The 14,015-nt window shown below is 69.3% G+C and carries 9 protein-coding genes, 1 tRNA gene and 1 pseudogene; 8 read left to right on the forward strand and 3 right to left on the reverse strand.

Translation table 11 applies throughout. From position 1 onward, the window contains the following. Together BMY97_RS47310 and BMY97_RS32315 are read left to right on the forward strand one after the other, a co-directional pair. A pseudogene (locus tag BMY97_RS47310) lies at positions 1–305 on the forward strand (hypothetical protein); the annotation flags it as partial. Beyond that, positions 305–1,507 (forward strand): hypothetical protein, encoded by a 1,203-nt coding sequence (locus BMY97_RS32315; RefSeq protein WP_091624376.1) that lies wholly within the window; start codon positions 305–307, stop codon positions 1,505–1,507. The pseudogene BMY97_RS47310 and the gene BMY97_RS32315, both read left to right, overlap by 1 nt. Here BMY97_RS32315 and BMY97_RS32320 read toward each other — a convergent pair. After that, complete coding sequence (locus BMY97_RS32320; RefSeq protein WP_091624380.1) at positions 1,476–3,509, reverse strand: P-loop NTPase family protein; 2,034 nt, start codon at positions 3,507–3,509, stop codon at positions 1,476–1,478. The genes BMY97_RS32315 and BMY97_RS32320 overlap by 32 nt on opposite strands. A gap of 129 nt (positions 3,510–3,638) precedes the next feature. On the opposite strand from BMY97_RS32320, the gene BMY97_RS32325 reads away from it, so the two are divergent. After that, a complete protein-coding gene (locus BMY97_RS32325; RefSeq protein ID WP_143086352.1) occupies positions 3,639–5,237 on the forward strand; it encodes a hypothetical protein in 1,599 nt (532 codons plus the stop codon). On the opposite strand, the gene BMY97_RS32330 is transcribed toward BMY97_RS32325, so the two are convergent. Further along, positions 5,190–7,259, reverse strand: coding sequence for a hypothetical protein (locus tag BMY97_RS32330; RefSeq protein ID WP_091624386.1), 2,070 nt, complete (start codon positions 7,257–7,259; stop codon positions 5,190–5,192). The two genes, BMY97_RS32325 and BMY97_RS32330, sit on opposite strands and share 48 nt — an antisense overlap. Positions 7,260–7,605: 346 nt before the next feature. Beyond that, positions 7,606–7,688: transfer RNA gene (locus tag BMY97_RS32335), tRNA-Leu, on the reverse strand. 130 nt (positions 7,689–7,818) lie between these two features. Between BMY97_RS32335 and BMY97_RS32340 the strand changes: the two genes are divergently transcribed. The 5 genes from BMY97_RS32340 (at position 7,819) to BMY97_RS32360 (ending at position 14,012) form a co-directional block, all read left to right on the forward strand. Then, the gene (locus tag BMY97_RS32340) at positions 7,819–9,087 is read left to right on the forward strand and encodes an FHA domain-containing protein (protein ID WP_091624389.1); all 1,269 of its coding nucleotides are present in this window, start codon (positions 7,819–7,821) and stop codon (positions 9,085–9,087) included. 101 nt (positions 9,088–9,188) lie between these two features. Beyond that, positions 9,189–9,650, forward strand: a complete 462-nt coding sequence (locus BMY97_RS32345; protein WP_091624391.1) for an FHA domain-containing protein FhaB/FipA — start codon at positions 9,189–9,191, stop codon at positions 9,648–9,650. After that, positions 9,647–11,053 carry a PP2C family protein-serine/threonine phosphatase gene (locus tag BMY97_RS32350; RefSeq protein WP_091624394.1) on the forward strand — a complete coding sequence of 469 codons (1,407 nt, stop codon included), beginning with the start codon at positions 9,647–9,649 and terminating at the stop codon, positions 11,051–11,053. Before BMY97_RS32345 ends, BMY97_RS32350 begins: the two co-directional genes overlap by 4 nt. Next, on the forward strand, positions 11,053–12,552 hold the full coding sequence (locus BMY97_RS32355) for an FtsW/RodA/SpoVE family cell cycle protein (RefSeq protein WP_091624396.1): 1,500 nt from the start codon (positions 11,053–11,055) through the stop codon (positions 12,550–12,552). The genes BMY97_RS32350 and BMY97_RS32355 overlap by 1 nt, the downstream gene beginning before the upstream one ends. After that, positions 12,549–14,012 (forward strand): peptidoglycan D,D-transpeptidase FtsI family protein, encoded by a 1,464-nt coding sequence (locus tag BMY97_RS32360; protein ID WP_091624399.1) that lies wholly within the window; start codon positions 12,549–12,551, stop codon positions 14,010–14,012. The genes BMY97_RS32355 and BMY97_RS32360 overlap by 4 nt, the downstream gene beginning before the upstream one ends. Positions 14,013–14,015 lie beyond the last annotated feature (3 nt).

The following is a 14,015-nucleotide window of genomic DNA, read 5'->3' on the forward strand; positions in this document are numbered from 1 at the left end:
TCACCTGCCCAGGATCGAGTGCGTTCACCCGCGGCACCGAAGAATTCCTGGCCGCCCGCGGCATTCCCCTCCTACCCTGGCCGGAAGCGATCCGGACCAAATTCGACTGGGCTCTGGCCGCGAGTTACGGCGGTGACCTGCACGAATTGCGCGCGCCGTTGACGGTGGTGCCGCACGGAATGGGTTACAATAAATTCTTGGAAACCGGAAACCGGAAACCGGAAACCGGAAACCGGAAACCGGAAACCGGAAACCGGAAACCGGAAACCGGAAACCGGTCTTCGGGCTTTCCGAGCCTTGGCTGATGCATCGGGGCGAAGTCGTCCCCCGGCACATCGTGCTCTCCCACCGGGAACAGCTCGACCGGCTCCGGCACAGCTGTCCACCGGCGGCGGAACGTGCGGTCGTCGCAGGCGATCCCTGCCTGGACCGGCTTCAGGCAAGCAAGCCACTGCGGGAAACCTACCGACAGGCCCTCGGCGTCCGGAGTGGACAGAAGCTGGTCCTCGTCTCCTCGACCTGGGGCGCCGACTCCCTGTTCGGCCAAGCCCCTGACCTTCCGGCGAAAATCGCGCGGGAGTTGCCGGTCGACGAATTCAAGACCGTACTCGCCTTGCACCCGAACATCAGCCAGGGCCATTTCCCGTGGCAGCTGCGAATGTGGCTGGAGGCCTGCCGTCGCAGCGGCGTGGTGGTCCTGCCGCGCGAAGAACTGTGGCAGCCGGCTGCCGTCGCGGCTGATGTGACCATCGGGGACCAAGGATCGGTCACCTTCTACTCGGCCTGTCTCGGCACCCCGGTGCTGCTGGCCACAGCTCCGGAAGAGACCGTCGATCCTGCCTCCCCGATCGCCGCGCTGCTGCGAACCGCGCCCGAGCTGAAAGCCGACCACCTCGCCGACCAGCTCACCGAGGTCATCGCCCACCCACCCGCACTCGACGCCGTGACCGCGCTGGCCACGAGCGCGCCAGGCGAATCCGCGACCCGGCTCACCGAACTCGGCTACCGGGCGCTTCGCCTGTCACTGCCGGATCACCCGCCCGCGCTCACCACGTTCCCGCCACCCCGGATCCCGGACAGCCAGGCCGGCGCACACTGGGTGAGCGTCGTCGAAGATCAGGTGGTCCGCCACGCCGCGAACAGCGCCGTTTTCCCTCCGCAGGCACACTTGGTGGTCACCACCGACGCGCCGGACCCGCGGCTGTTGGAACAGGCGAGCGTGGTGCTCGGCGCCCGAGTGCCGGATCCGGTCCGCTGGATCGTGGAAACCCTGACCGCGCTTCCCGGTTGCCAGTGGGTCGCCTGCCCGGCGGAAACGGGCTGGCTCGCCGGCGACCGCGACGGGCGGCTGGTGCGGTTCACCACCCCGGAGCTGCCCGAGGTGGTCCCGTCACTCCTGTATCTGCGCGGCGACATCTCGGCCGAACTCCGTTTCGCCGCCGCCGGCGTTCAGCACGAGGTGCAGCTGAGCGTCGTCAAAAACGGGGTTGGTCCAGCCACTCCATGATGTCGAGCGCCTCGGCGGTGTAACCCCTCAGCCTGGCCACGTTCAGCGCATCCTCGGCGTGCGCCCGAGCCGAAGCCCGCTCCCCCTTGGCGAGGGCGGCCTCCGCGAGCGTGCGTCCGGCCATGATGCGCTCACGGTGCCAGCCGCCCTTCGCCGCGAGGTCCACCACCTCCAGCAACCAGGAAACCCCGTCGTCGAGGGCGCCGTCTTCGACCGCCTTCCGCCCGCGCCACAAGAGGACCTTCGCCCGATTGCCAGGCTCACTGTCCAGGAAGCCCGACGCCTCAGCCAGCAGCTCGGCCGCCTCCGCGGGACGCGCGACCTTGGCCAGGTGCATCCGGGCCAACGCCAGCCGACGATCAACGCCCAGCTGCTCGGCGAGGCCGAGGTTGAGCCGCAACCGCTCCTCCGCCGCGGCGAGGAGCCGCTCCGCCTCTTCCGGCTGGGCATGGGCGGACGCCTCGAAATACGCCAGCCCCAGCGACTCCACGGCCGTCGCCCTGGCTTCCACCGAGTTCGCCAGCTCGGCCAGCTCCGCGGCGCGGCCATGGTGCTCGTACGCAGTCGCCCAATCCCGGCGCTGCGCCGCGGCGAACCCCAGCTGCGTCAGCAGGATCGACTCGGCGAGCGGGGAGTTCCAGGCCCGTGCGGCGGACACGGCGTCCTGGTTGACCGCGACCATCTCGGCCGGATAGCCGCCGTCCTTGTGCTCCGCCCACAACGCGAGCGCCAGCCGGCAGACGTCCTCGAGCGCTCCCTCCTGGTACGCGGTTTCCGCCGCGGCCACGAGGTTCAGCCGTTCGGTCCGGAGCCACTTCTGTGCCCTGTCCCGGTCACGCCCGTCCGGCACGAAACCGGGCCAGAGCTGCCCGGCCCAGCCCCGGTCCAGCGCGTTCTCGGCGATCTCGAGGGCAGACTTCGCGTAGTACGCCACCACCTTCGCCGGCAGGTCCGCCCCCAGGGTGCCGGCGTGCAGCCGGGCCAGGTCGGCCATCCGGTACCGGTCGGCACCCATCGGCTCGACCAGCTTGGCGGCCACGAGATGGCCGACCGCGTCTTCGGCGTCGTCGATGTCCAAGCCCAGCACCGCCATCAGGGTTTCGAGGGCGACATCACCGTCGCCGGGGTGCGCGCCGAAGATCCGGTAGCAGGCCTGCGCGTCCTCGGGCAGCCGGTCGTACGCGACGTCGAACACCGGGCTCGCGAGGCTGCCCTTCCGGCGGATCCGGCCGATCAGCCGTTCCAGCGTCCAGTTCGGCGATTCGGCCAGCATCGCCCCCGCGACCGTCAGCTCGGCCGCGGAACCTGCGCAGATCCGGATCAGTTCGTTGCGCGGCTGTGACTCGGCATCAAGCCGCTCGACTCCCACCAGCTCGGCGAGCACCCCGTGGGCCGCCTCGTCGCTCAGCGGATCCAGCTCCACTTCTTGCGCCGAATGCCGGGTCTTCAGCTCGGTCAGCCGACCCGCCTCGACGACCAGCACCATCGACCCGGCCCCGGCCGGCAGGAGCGCACGGACTTCGGTGGCGCTCATCGCGTCGTCGACCAGCAGCGCGAGCCGCTGCTTCCCGGTCCAGGCCCGCCACATCGCGGACCGGCCCTCCAAGCTCTGCGGCCACTGCTGCGGCGTATACCCGGCGAGCGCCAGGAGATCGGCGAGCACATCCGTAACCGGCCGACGCCCCAGCCGCACCGGGAAGACCCCGTCGTCGAACAACTCCTGGTTGCGGAACGCCCAGCACTCGCACAACGTGCTGCGCCCACTGCCCGGCACCCCCCGCACGATCGCGATCCCCACCCCGCCCCCGGCCTCGGCCTCGGCCCGAACCCGGCTCAACTCGGCGAGCTGCCGCTCGTTGTTCCGATAGTGCCGCGGCGGCTCCAGCACCTGAACCGGCGGCACCACCTGCAGCGCCGGCTGCTGGAAGTGCACGCCGCCGTAGACGTCCCGGCCCTGGAACACACTGCCGGCCGAACCGTCGAAGAAGTTTCCCTCGCTCATCGCTCCCCAACTCCGAACTCGTCCACCCAGGCTACCCGAGCTGTCACAATCCGTGTTGCTCTCTTCACCGGCCGCCGGGGGACGCTAGGATTCGCCCGGTCATTTCGAGAACGGCTTGGTAGATTTGAATTGAGCAGCGAAGAAGAAAATGAGCAAAGCAGATGGGATACACACGCCTCGATTACGGTCCTCTGCGTCGCCCGCACCGGGGCCTCGGCGATCAGGCTGCTCGAAATCTGCCGGACTTTTCAAGATGACCTGCGATTCCGCTTTGTTTTCACCGTGCACCACGGCTCCGAGTTCGGCGACGGTGTCGAGGCACTGCTGTCTCGCGCGGGAGCTCGGCTGTACCCCTGGGACAAGATCGCGAGCTCGGGCTACGTTCTGACCCTGACGGCGAGCGAGAACATCGGTTTCACCTCTCTAAGCGGACCGGTCCTGGTCTTCCAGCACGGGGTCGGTTTCCACAAGTACGTGCCCGATTCCGAATCCAGCGGTGACCGGCTGTCCGGTCTGGTTCCCGAGGCTGCGCTGAAATCCGGCCAGGTCCGGATGGCGATTTCCCATCCATCCCAGGAAGTACAGCTGCGGGCGGCGAATCCGGCGACCGCCGGGACGACGGTGCTGATTGGTGACTCCCAGTTCGAGCAACTGCTGGACAGCGCCGGTCACCGCGGGCACTACCGACGGATCCTCGGCCTGGGCGATCGCCGTTTCGTACTGCTGAGCTCGACCTGGAAGAAGGGCTCGCTGTTCGGAACCCGCCCGCACCTGCCCACGGAAACCCTCGCGGCCATGCCGCACGACGAAACAGCCGTCGGGTTGGTCCTGCACCCCAATATCTGGAGCAAGTACGGGCCTCTTCAGTTGCGCGCCTGGTACGACGGGGCCAGGAAGGCCGGGCTGCTGCTCTTTCCACCGGAGCTGGGCTGGCAAGCAGCGCTCATCGCGGCGGATCTGGTGGTTGGTGACCACGGTTCGGTAAGCCTGCTGGCCGCGGCGGTCGGAAAGCCGGTGCTGCTCGCGGCCTCCGGCGACGAGGTCGTGCCCGGCACCAGCGCCGAACTGCTCTGTGAACAGGCCACTCGGCTACGCCGCGATCAGCCGCTGCGTCCCCAGTTGGAAGCAGCCGGATCGCAGCCGTGGCAGGAACTACTCGCCGAGCGGACCTTCGCCCACGCTCAGACCGCGATCTCACGACTGCATGCGCTCGTCTACGAAACGCTGGGACTGTCACCACGGCCGGCCCCGCAACTGCGCGCCGCCGACCCGGAGACCCGGCCGTCACCAGTGCTGGCGTTCACCACCTACCCGGATCTCACCGGCGCCGACGCCATCACACTCCACCGTTTTCCCCGTGCGGTGGAGCAATGGAAGCCCGAACCCGGCCGGGCGCCGGCTGACCTGCTGCACACGGTCGTCGACGAACGCGAGACCAACGTCGGCCGGATCGGCGAAGCCCTGGTGCTGGTCCGATCCACAGTGGACAATGAGCCGGAACAGTGGTGCCGGGCCACGCTGCGCCGTTACCCGCGCTGCGAGCTGGCTGCGGCCGCGACTCGCGACGGCTGTGTCGCCATCGCCCCCGACGGTGAAGCTGTCACGGCGACCGGAACAGCCGACACCGCCGCACTGGCCTCGACCCTCTACGCCTGCCGGGGCACCACGGACCGCACCGTTTCACTGCGCCTCGGCCGTGCCGTCACCACTGTTGTCATCCGGCACTGACCGAGCCAGCTCACCGGCCCGGAGGCTGCCGAGCTGCCGATACAGCTCGATCGCCCGCTTCAGGTGCGCCCTGGCCCGGTCCGGTTCACGTTCGGCCAGCTCCCGGTACAACAACTCCCGAGCGTCGGCCTCATAGGAGTACAGCCCGCTGCGTTCAAAGGCGTCCACAGCTTGCTCCACCGCTTCGAGCCCTAGCTGGTCATCGGAAAGCTTCAGCCGCAGCTTCCCGATGGCCAGCAACGCGCGCGCCGCCATCCGTGGATCTTCGTTGGCAGCGAACCACTGGTGCGCCGTCTCGAGTTCGCTCAGGCCGGCCGCATCGGCGAGCGAGTCGCCGAGGAACATCCGGGCCAGCGCGACTCCTCGCAGCTCGCCGGCCTGCTCGTTCAGCTCGATCGAAAGCCGGTACGCCGCCTGCGCCGCTTCCGGCTGCCCGGACTTGTCCAGGTAACGACCCTGGAACTCACGCACGGAAGCCCGCAGCACCGGAGGCCCCTCGAGATCGGCCAGCTCGATCGACCGGTTCACCAGTTCTTCCGCCTCCGCGAACCGTTCCAGGTCCGACAACGGACGGGAGGCGACGCTCGAAAGCCTCGCCTCGGCCGGGACGTTGCCCGCCGCGCGCGCCGCCTCGGCCCCGTGCAGGGCGACCTGCAGTGAATCGGCATGCCGCTTGCGGTTGAAGTAGTACGCCGTGAGTGATTCCGCGAGCTGCCAAGCCGGGTCCGGCAGGCCGATCTCCATCGCGATCGCCTGTATCTCGTGCAGCGTCCGCCGGTGCAGCTCGAACCAGGCCAGCGCCGCGGCGTTCCGTTCTTCCTTCGTCCCGGTGAACGGGTCCGTGGTCTCCGGCGCGGCTGCCACCCGGAACCGCGGCCCCAGCACGGCGACATCCGCGTGATAGGCGACGTCGCGGAAATTCACGACCACCCGCTGCAAGGCTTCGTGCTGCTCTTCGACGCCGGCCCGCGCGGCGCACACCTGCGCGTGATCGCGCACGAGCGGATGCAGGACGTACTGACCGTCCTCGTCGTCGAGGATCCGGAGCGAAACCAGCTCGGCCAGCGCGTCGGAAGCCTCGACCGAGTCGAGCGCGGCCAGCATCCCGGCCGTCTCGGCGGAGATCCCGCCCGCCGGGTACGCGCCGAGGAGCCGGTACATCCGCTGGGCCTCGCGGCCGGCCGCCTGGTAGGTCGCCTCGAACACCGACTCGCCCTTCTTACTGCCTTGCCACACCTTCATCAGCTCGTCCCGCGATTTCCGGAGCCGCTCGCGCAACGACTCCAGGGTCGGGCAGCGCTTGGCCAGAACGAGATTCGCCGCCTGCTCCAGCGCCTGTGGCAAGCCGCCGCAGTGCGCGAGCACCTCGTCTTCGACGTCGATTTCCACACCGCTGAGCCACCCGAACAACTCGGCGGCCTGCTCCGGCGCGAGCGGCTCCAGCTTGATCGTCTCGCCGCCGACGGCCCGGACGCGCACCTGTGCCTCCACCCGGCCGGCGGCCAGCACCACGCTGCCCTCGCCCCCAGGCAACAGCGCCAGAACCTGCTCCGCCTCGGTGACGTTCTCTACGAGCAGAAGGCATTCCCGCTCGGCCGACCGGCTACGCCACCATGCCGGCAGCTCCGAATCCGGCGGCATGACCTGCTCGTCGACCCCCACCGACCGCAGCAATCCGCGCAACGCCGACGAAACCACCTGTTCCCCGTCAACCAGACCGGTCGACAAATCCACATACAGCTGCCCACCGGAAAACCTGGAAGCCATCCGCCGGGACACGTACCGGGCCACCGCCCGCCGCCCCACCCCGCTCAACCCGTCGAGCACAAACAGCGGCGCCGACCCGTCCACACACCGCCGAATCTCCCGATCCCGCCCCACCAGCCGCCCCACCGCCCGCGGCAACTCCCGCGGCACCATCCGCTCAGGCACCGACGCAGCCATCGTCACCTGCCCGACGTAGTTGGCCTGGACCACCGAAGACCCGCCGGACACCTCGCCGACCTCGTTGCGCCCCTCCACACAGCCACCCCTCACACTAAGTGACCGCCACTCTACCGAGACCCCCGTCACAAAAACACCCAGCAAGAAGCCCACAAACCCGCCCAGACCGACCCGGCACCTGTCACCAGGCACGGGCGCCCCGCGCCCAATGCCGGTCCCGGCCCTACCTCACCTCGGGCGCAGGCGCTCCGCGCCTTATGCCCTCACCCCAGGCGAGGGCGCCCCGCGCCCTACGCCGACCCCCGCTGGTTCCGCCACCTGCCGCACCGTGGGGGTCCGGGGGCTCGGCCCCCGGGGCGAGGAACTCCCTCCCCAACGGGAAAGAGGCCCCTTCCGCGCAAGCGGGAGGGGCCTCTGAACACGGTGGGCGAGGAGGGAGTTGAACCCTCACGTCCTTTCGGACACACGGACCTGAACCGTGCGCGTCTGCCATTCCGCCACTCGCCCGAGTTGCTTCTCTCTGACAGCCAGCAAAGCTTAGCAGCCGGTTTTCGCGGGTTTCAGCGGGGGCCGTGTCGAGGCTTCCTCTCCCGGATAGGATCGGGGCGGAAGCACACGTGTGAGGAGGTAGTCCCCGGTGGGTCGCGTAGAGCGCTTCGACAGGCGACTCGAGAACCTCGTGGGGAATACCTTCGCGCGCATGTTCGGTGGCAACGTCGTCACGCAGGAAGTGGCGGTCGCGCTCGAGAGAGAAGGCGAGGAGAACGTTCGTGAGCTGGCAGGCGGTCGGCAGCTCGCCCCGAATCACTACATCGTGTCCTTGGGGCAAGCTGACCACGAACGCATGGCCGGCGACGAGCAGCGGGTCACCGGGGTTCTCGCGAAAGCCGTGGCGGAACACCTCGCCGAGCACGGCTGGGACACCTATGGTGACGTCGTCGTATCACTCGAGCGCAACGAGGCGCTGCATACTGGACAGTTCAAGACCCGTTCGTCCGTCGATCCCGACGCCCGCGCGAGTGGGGCCGGTGGCTCGTCACGGTCGGCACGACCCAGCAACGCAGGAGACCCAGCAATGAGCCAGCCCCCCGGCTACGGCCAATACGACCAGGGTGACCCGTACGGCCAGCAGGGCCAGTACGGCTACGGACAGCAGGGTGGCCAGCAGCCCGGGTACGACCAGGGTTACGGCCAGCAGGGCGGCTATGACCAGCAGGGTTACGGCCAGCAGCAACCCGGCTACGACCAGTACGGCCAGCCCCAGACGGGCGGTCAGCAGCAGCCCGGTTACGACCAGGGCTACGGCCAGCAGCCCCAGGGCGGCGGCTACGACCAGGGCTATGGCCAGCAGCCCCAAGGCGGCGGTTACGACCAGGGTTACGGCCAGCAGCCTCAGGGCGGCGGCTACGACCAGGGTTACGGCCAGCCCCAGCAGGGCGGCTACGACCAGCAGGGTTACGGCCAGCAGCAACCCGGTTACGACCAGTACGGCCAGCCCCAGCAGGGTGGCGGCTACGACCAGTACGGCCAGCAGGCGGCGTACGGCCAGCCGGCCGCGGACCCGTATGCCCAGGGCGGCGGGTACGGCCAGCCGGGTGCTCCCGCGGCCGGGCGCGCGCTGGCGGCGAGCCTTCAGCTCGACGACGGCTCCAACCGCACCTACTCGCTGAAGCAGGGCGGGAACGTGGTGGGCCGGGGCCAGGACGCGGACTTCCGGCTGCCCGACACCGGGGTCTCACGCCGTCATCTCGAGATCACCTGGGACGGCCAGAGCGCCACGCTCGCCGACATCGGTTCCACCAACGGGACCACGGTGAACGGGACTCCGGTGCAGACCTGGCAGCTCGCCGACGGCGACGTGATCCGGGTGGGGCACTCCTCACTGGTGTTCCGAACCCAGGGCTGACCGACCGACGGTGACGGGGTTCCCGCAGAATTGTCGTGCGGGGGGATCCGCGGTGCGCGTGCACCGCGGCTTGCAGGCAGAGTCGGGAGCGGACACAACAAGTGCCAGAGCTGGTCGTTCAACTCACCAGAGTGGGCTTTCTCGTGCTGCTCTGGCTCTTCGTGTTCGCCGCACTGCGGGTCGTGCGCTCGGACCTGTACGCCGCTTCGGGCCTGCGGGTCCAGGTGCCGACTTTCCGCCGTAACAAAGAGAAGAAGCCGCGGGGCAGCAAGGCCCCGCAACAGCTGCTCGTGACCCACGGGGCGCTGACGGGCACCCGCATCGCGCTCGACGGGCGGCCGATCCTGATCGGCCGCGCGGACGACTCGACGCTGGTGCTCGACGACGACTACGCGTCGACCCGGCATGCCCGGATCGCCCTGCGCGGTGAGGATTGGTACGTGGAAGATCTGGGCTCGACGAACGGGACCTACCTCGACCGGGCTAAGGTCACTGCACCCCTCCGGGTCCCGCTCGGAGTCCCCATCCGGATCGGCAAGACGGTGATCGAGCTTCGCCCATGACTCTCGTCCTCCGCTACGCAGCCCGCAGCGACCGTGGCCTGGTTCGTTCGAACAACCAGGACTCCGTGTACGCCGGCCCCCGCCTGCTCGCGCTCGCCGATGGAATGGGCGGCCACGCGGCCGGTGAGGTGGCCAGCAAGGTCGTCATCGCCTCGCTCGCCCCCCTCGACGACGACGAGCCGGGCGACGACCTGCTCGCCCAGCTCCGGGAGGCGGTGTCGAACGGCAACGGCGCCATCGCCGAACTCGTCTCCCAGGACCCGGACCTGGACGGCATGGGCACCACGCTCACCGCCGTCCTGTTCGCCGGCACCCGCCTCGGGCTGGTGCACGTCGGCGACTCACGCGCCTATCTGCTGCGCGGGGGGCAATTCGCGCAGATAACCCGTGACGACAGCTTCGTGAACGAGCTGCTGGAACAGGGCCGCATCACGCCCGAGGAGGCGGCGGTGCACCCCCAGCGGTCGCTGCTGCTCAAGGCACTGACCGGCCACGAGGTGGAGCCGAGCCTGACCGTACGCGAGGCGCGCGCCGGCGACCGGTACCTCATCTGCTCCGACGGCCTGTCCGGCATGGTCTCCGACGAGACCATGGCCGAGGCCGTGTTGATCAAGGACCCGCAGGACTGCGCGGACCGGATGATCGAGCTGGCGCTCAAGGGCGGTGGCACGGACAACGTCACCGTGATCATCGCCGACGTGGTCGACGTCGACTTCGGCGACGACGCCCCGATCGTGGGCGGCGCTGCGGGTGACGGCAGCGACGAGCGGCACCAGGGCGACTCGCCCGCCGCGCGCGCACGGGCGCTGACCCAGCCGCCGCCTCCGCAGCGGACCGAGCCGCAGCAGCTCGAAGAGGACCCGAAGGCCAAGCGCCGCAAGCGGTTCCGCTGGCTGGTCGGCATCGTCGTGGTGCTGGTGGTGCTGGCCGCGGCGGCGATCGCGACCCGGTATTTCGTGCTCAGCCAGTATTACGTCGGTGAAGGGCCGGACGAGGAGGTCGTGATCTACCGCGGCGTCCCCGGCAGCATCCTCGGCATCCAGCTGCACAGCTTCGAGCAGGGCTCGTGCCCGCCGGGCCAGCTGTGCACGGACAAGCTGCGCGTGCCGGCCCTGCAGGAGGACGCGCGGATCGCGGTGCGCAACGGCGTCAAGCGCGAGAGCCTGGACGACGCGCGCAAGTACATCGACGACTTCCTGCGCCTGAACAAGCAGCTGACCGACTGCAAGCCGGTCGCGCCTCCGGGCGGCACGACCTCGGGGGTGCCGACGGCGCCCGGCGGCCCGCCCTCGCCGAGTACTTCCCCGTCGGCCCCGGCCGGCAGTGTGCCGCCGTCGGCGAACCAGCCTGCGGGGAGGGACTGCTCGACGTCGAGTACGGCGCCGACAGGGGGCGGTAACTGATGGGCCAGCCGTTGGCCGACCCGGTGTCCGCGCAGTTCGCGACGAACCCGCCGCGCGAACTGCCCACGCGGCGGGGCACCGAGTTGCTACTGCTGGCCTTCGCGGCCTTCATCGTCACCCTCGCCCTGGTGATCGTGGAGGCCAACCAGGAGCAGGAGCTGACGCTCTCGATCCTGTGGCTCGGGCTCTCCTACCTCGCCATCCTGACCGTCGCGCACCTCGCCGTGCGCCGCTGGGCGCCCTACGCCGACCCGGTGCTGCTGCCGTGCGTCGCGCTGCTGAACGGCATCGGGCTGGTGATGATCCACCGCATCGACCTGGCCCAGGCCGAGAAGGCGCTGCAGGCGGGCAAACCGTTCAACCCGGCGGTCAGCAACCAGGTGCTGTACACGGTCATCTCGCTGGTGCTGTTCGTGGTCGTCCTGATCGTGGTCAGGGACCACCGCACCCTGACCCGCTACGGCTACACCGCGGGTCTGCTCGGCATTTTCGCGCTGGCGCTGCCCGCACTGCTGCCCTCCAGCCTCTCCGAGGTCAACGGCGCGAAGGTGTGGATCCTGCTCCCCGGCCTGTTCTCGATCCAGCCCGGTGAGTTCGCGAAGATCCTGCTGATGATCTTCTTCGCCTCGTTCCTGGTGTCGAAGCGCGATCTGTTCATGGTGGCGGGCAAGAAGTTCCTCGGGGTGGAGCTGCCGCGCGCGCGTGACCTCGGCCCGATCCTCATCGCGGCGGTGGCCAGCGTCGGCATCCTGGTGTTCGAAAAGGACCTCGGCACCTCGCTGCTGTACTTCTGCGTCATCCTGGTCATGCTCTACGTCGCGACCGAGCGCGTGATCTGGGTCGTGGTCGGCCTGAGCTTCTTCGCGGCGGGCTGCGTGATCGCCTACAACCTCTTCACGCACGTGCAGCAGCGGGTGGAGAACTTCCTGGACCCGCTGGGCCCGCGCTACGACGCGAAGGGCGGCTCGTACCAGCTCGCGCAGGGCCTGTTCGGCCTCGGCACGGGCGGGGTCGGCGGCACCGGGCTCGGCGCCGGCCGGCCGGACATCGTGCCGGAGGCGAACAGCGACTTCATCACCGCGTCGATCGGCGAGGAGCTGGGCTTCGTCGGCCTCGCCGCCGTGCTGATGCTGTATCTGCTGCTCGCGATGCGGGGTATGCGCAGCGCGCTGGCCGTGCGGGACACGTTCGGCAAGCTGCTCGGCGGAGGCCTCGCGTTCACCATGGTCATGCAGATCTTCGTGGTCGTCGGCGGGGTCACGGCCCTGATCCCGGAGACCGGCATCACCGCGCCCTTCCTGTCACAGGGCGGTTCCTCGCTGCTGGCGAACTACATCCTCGTCGCCCTGCTGCTGCGAATATCGGACGCGGCGCGGCGGCCTGCCGCGCGCCCGAAGCCGCAGCCGCAACCCCAAGCCCCACTCGCCGAAGCTCACACCGTGCTGGTGCAGCGCCCGCCGGCCGACGGCCTCATCAACGGTGACGGGAGCAAGTCGTGAACACGCCGCTGCGCAAGGTCGGCATGGCGATGCTCGTGATGATCGTGCTGCTACTGGCCAACGACACCTACATCCAGGTGGTCAAGGCGGACGCCTACCGCACCGACTCCCGCAACCAGCGGGTGCTCTACGACGAGTACTCGCGCCAGCGCGGCCAGATCGTGACGCCGGACGGCACCGTGCTCGCCGGCGTGCAGGCCTCGAACGACAAGTTCAAGTTCACCCGCACCTACACCGACGGCCCGATGTACGCGCCGGTCACCGGCTTCTACTCGATCAACTACGGCGCCGGCGGCCTGGAGCGCACCGAGGACGACGTGCTCAACGGCTCCGACCCGCGGCTGTTCGTCCGCCGGCTGTCGGACATGATCACCGGCCGCGACCCGCGTGGCGGCAACGTGAAGCTGACGATCGACCCGAAGGTGCAGAAGGCCGCGTACGACCTGATGACGCAGCGCGGCTACACCGGCGCCGTCGTCGCGATGGAGCCGAAGACCGGCCGCATCCTGGCGATGGTGTCCACGCCCTCGTACGACCCGAACAAGCTCGCGGTGCACACGCAGGACCAGACCACGGCGTACACGCAGTACTCCAAGGACCCGAAGAACCCGATGCTGAACCGGGCGATCTCGGAGACCTACCCGCCGGGCTCGACGTTCAAGCTGGTCACCGGCTCGGCCGCGCTGGCCGACGGGATCGGCCCGGACACCCCGGTGTCCAACGCGCCGAACGTGAAGCTGCCCGGCACCAACACCACGCTGGAGAACTACGGCGGCGAGACCTGCCCCGGCACCACGTTCAAGGAGGCGCTGGCGCACTCGTGCAACGTGCCGTTCGCGACGTTCGCCGGCCAGCTGGGCGCGGACAAGATGAAGGCGACTGCGGCCAACTTCGGCATCGGCCAGAACAACCTGGCCGTGCCGATGAAGGTGGCGACGTCCACCGTCGGCGCGCTCGACTCGCAGGGCGCGCTCTACCAGAGCGGCATCGGCCAGCGCGACGTCCGGATCACCCCGCTGCAGGACTGCATCCTCTCCGCCACCGTGGCCAACGGCGGCATGGCGATGAAGCCGCAGCTGGTGCAGTCCATCCTGGCGCCGGACCTGTCGACGATCGAGGACACGGAGCCGGAGCAGCTCACCGGCACCCCGGCCCTGACCTCGGCGAACGCCGCGATCATGACCGACATGATGATCGCGTCGGAGAGCTTCACCGCGGGCGGCGGCAAGAACCCGGCGCTGAAGATCGCGTCGAAGACCGGCACCGCCGAGCACGGCACCGACTCGAAGAACACCCCGCCGCACGCCTGGTACACCGCGTTCGCGCCGTCGGACAACCCGCAGATCGCCGTCTCCGTCATCGTCGAGAGCGGCGGCAACCGCGGCCTCGCCGCCACCGGTGGCTCCGTGGCCGCCGAAATCGGCCGGGCCGCGATCGCGGCGCACCTCGGGGGTGGATAGCGG

The sequence above is a fragment of the Amycolatopsis saalfeldensis genome, assembly GCF_900110575.1.
GTDB lineage: Bacteria > Actinomycetota > Actinomycetes > Mycobacteriales > Pseudonocardiaceae > Amycolatopsis > Amycolatopsis saalfeldensis.

What these genes read in the sequence shown, in the direction of transcription:
- BMY97_RS32315 (WP_091624376.1), top strand. Translation starts at nt 305, where the DNA reads ATGCATCGGGGCGAAGTCGTCCCCCGGCACATCGTGCTCTCCCACCGG.
- BMY97_RS32320 (WP_091624380.1), bottom strand. Translation starts at nt 3,509, where the DNA reads ATGAGCGAGGGAAACTTCTTCGACGGTTCGGCCGGCAGTGTGTTCCAG.
- BMY97_RS32350 (WP_091624394.1), top strand. Translation starts at nt 9,647, where the DNA reads ATGACTCTCGTCCTCCGCTACGCAGCCCGCAGCGACCGTGGCCTGGTT.
- BMY97_RS32355 (WP_091624396.1), top strand. Translation starts at nt 11,053, where the DNA reads ATGGGCCAGCCGTTGGCCGACCCGGTGTCCGCGCAGTTCGCGACGAAC.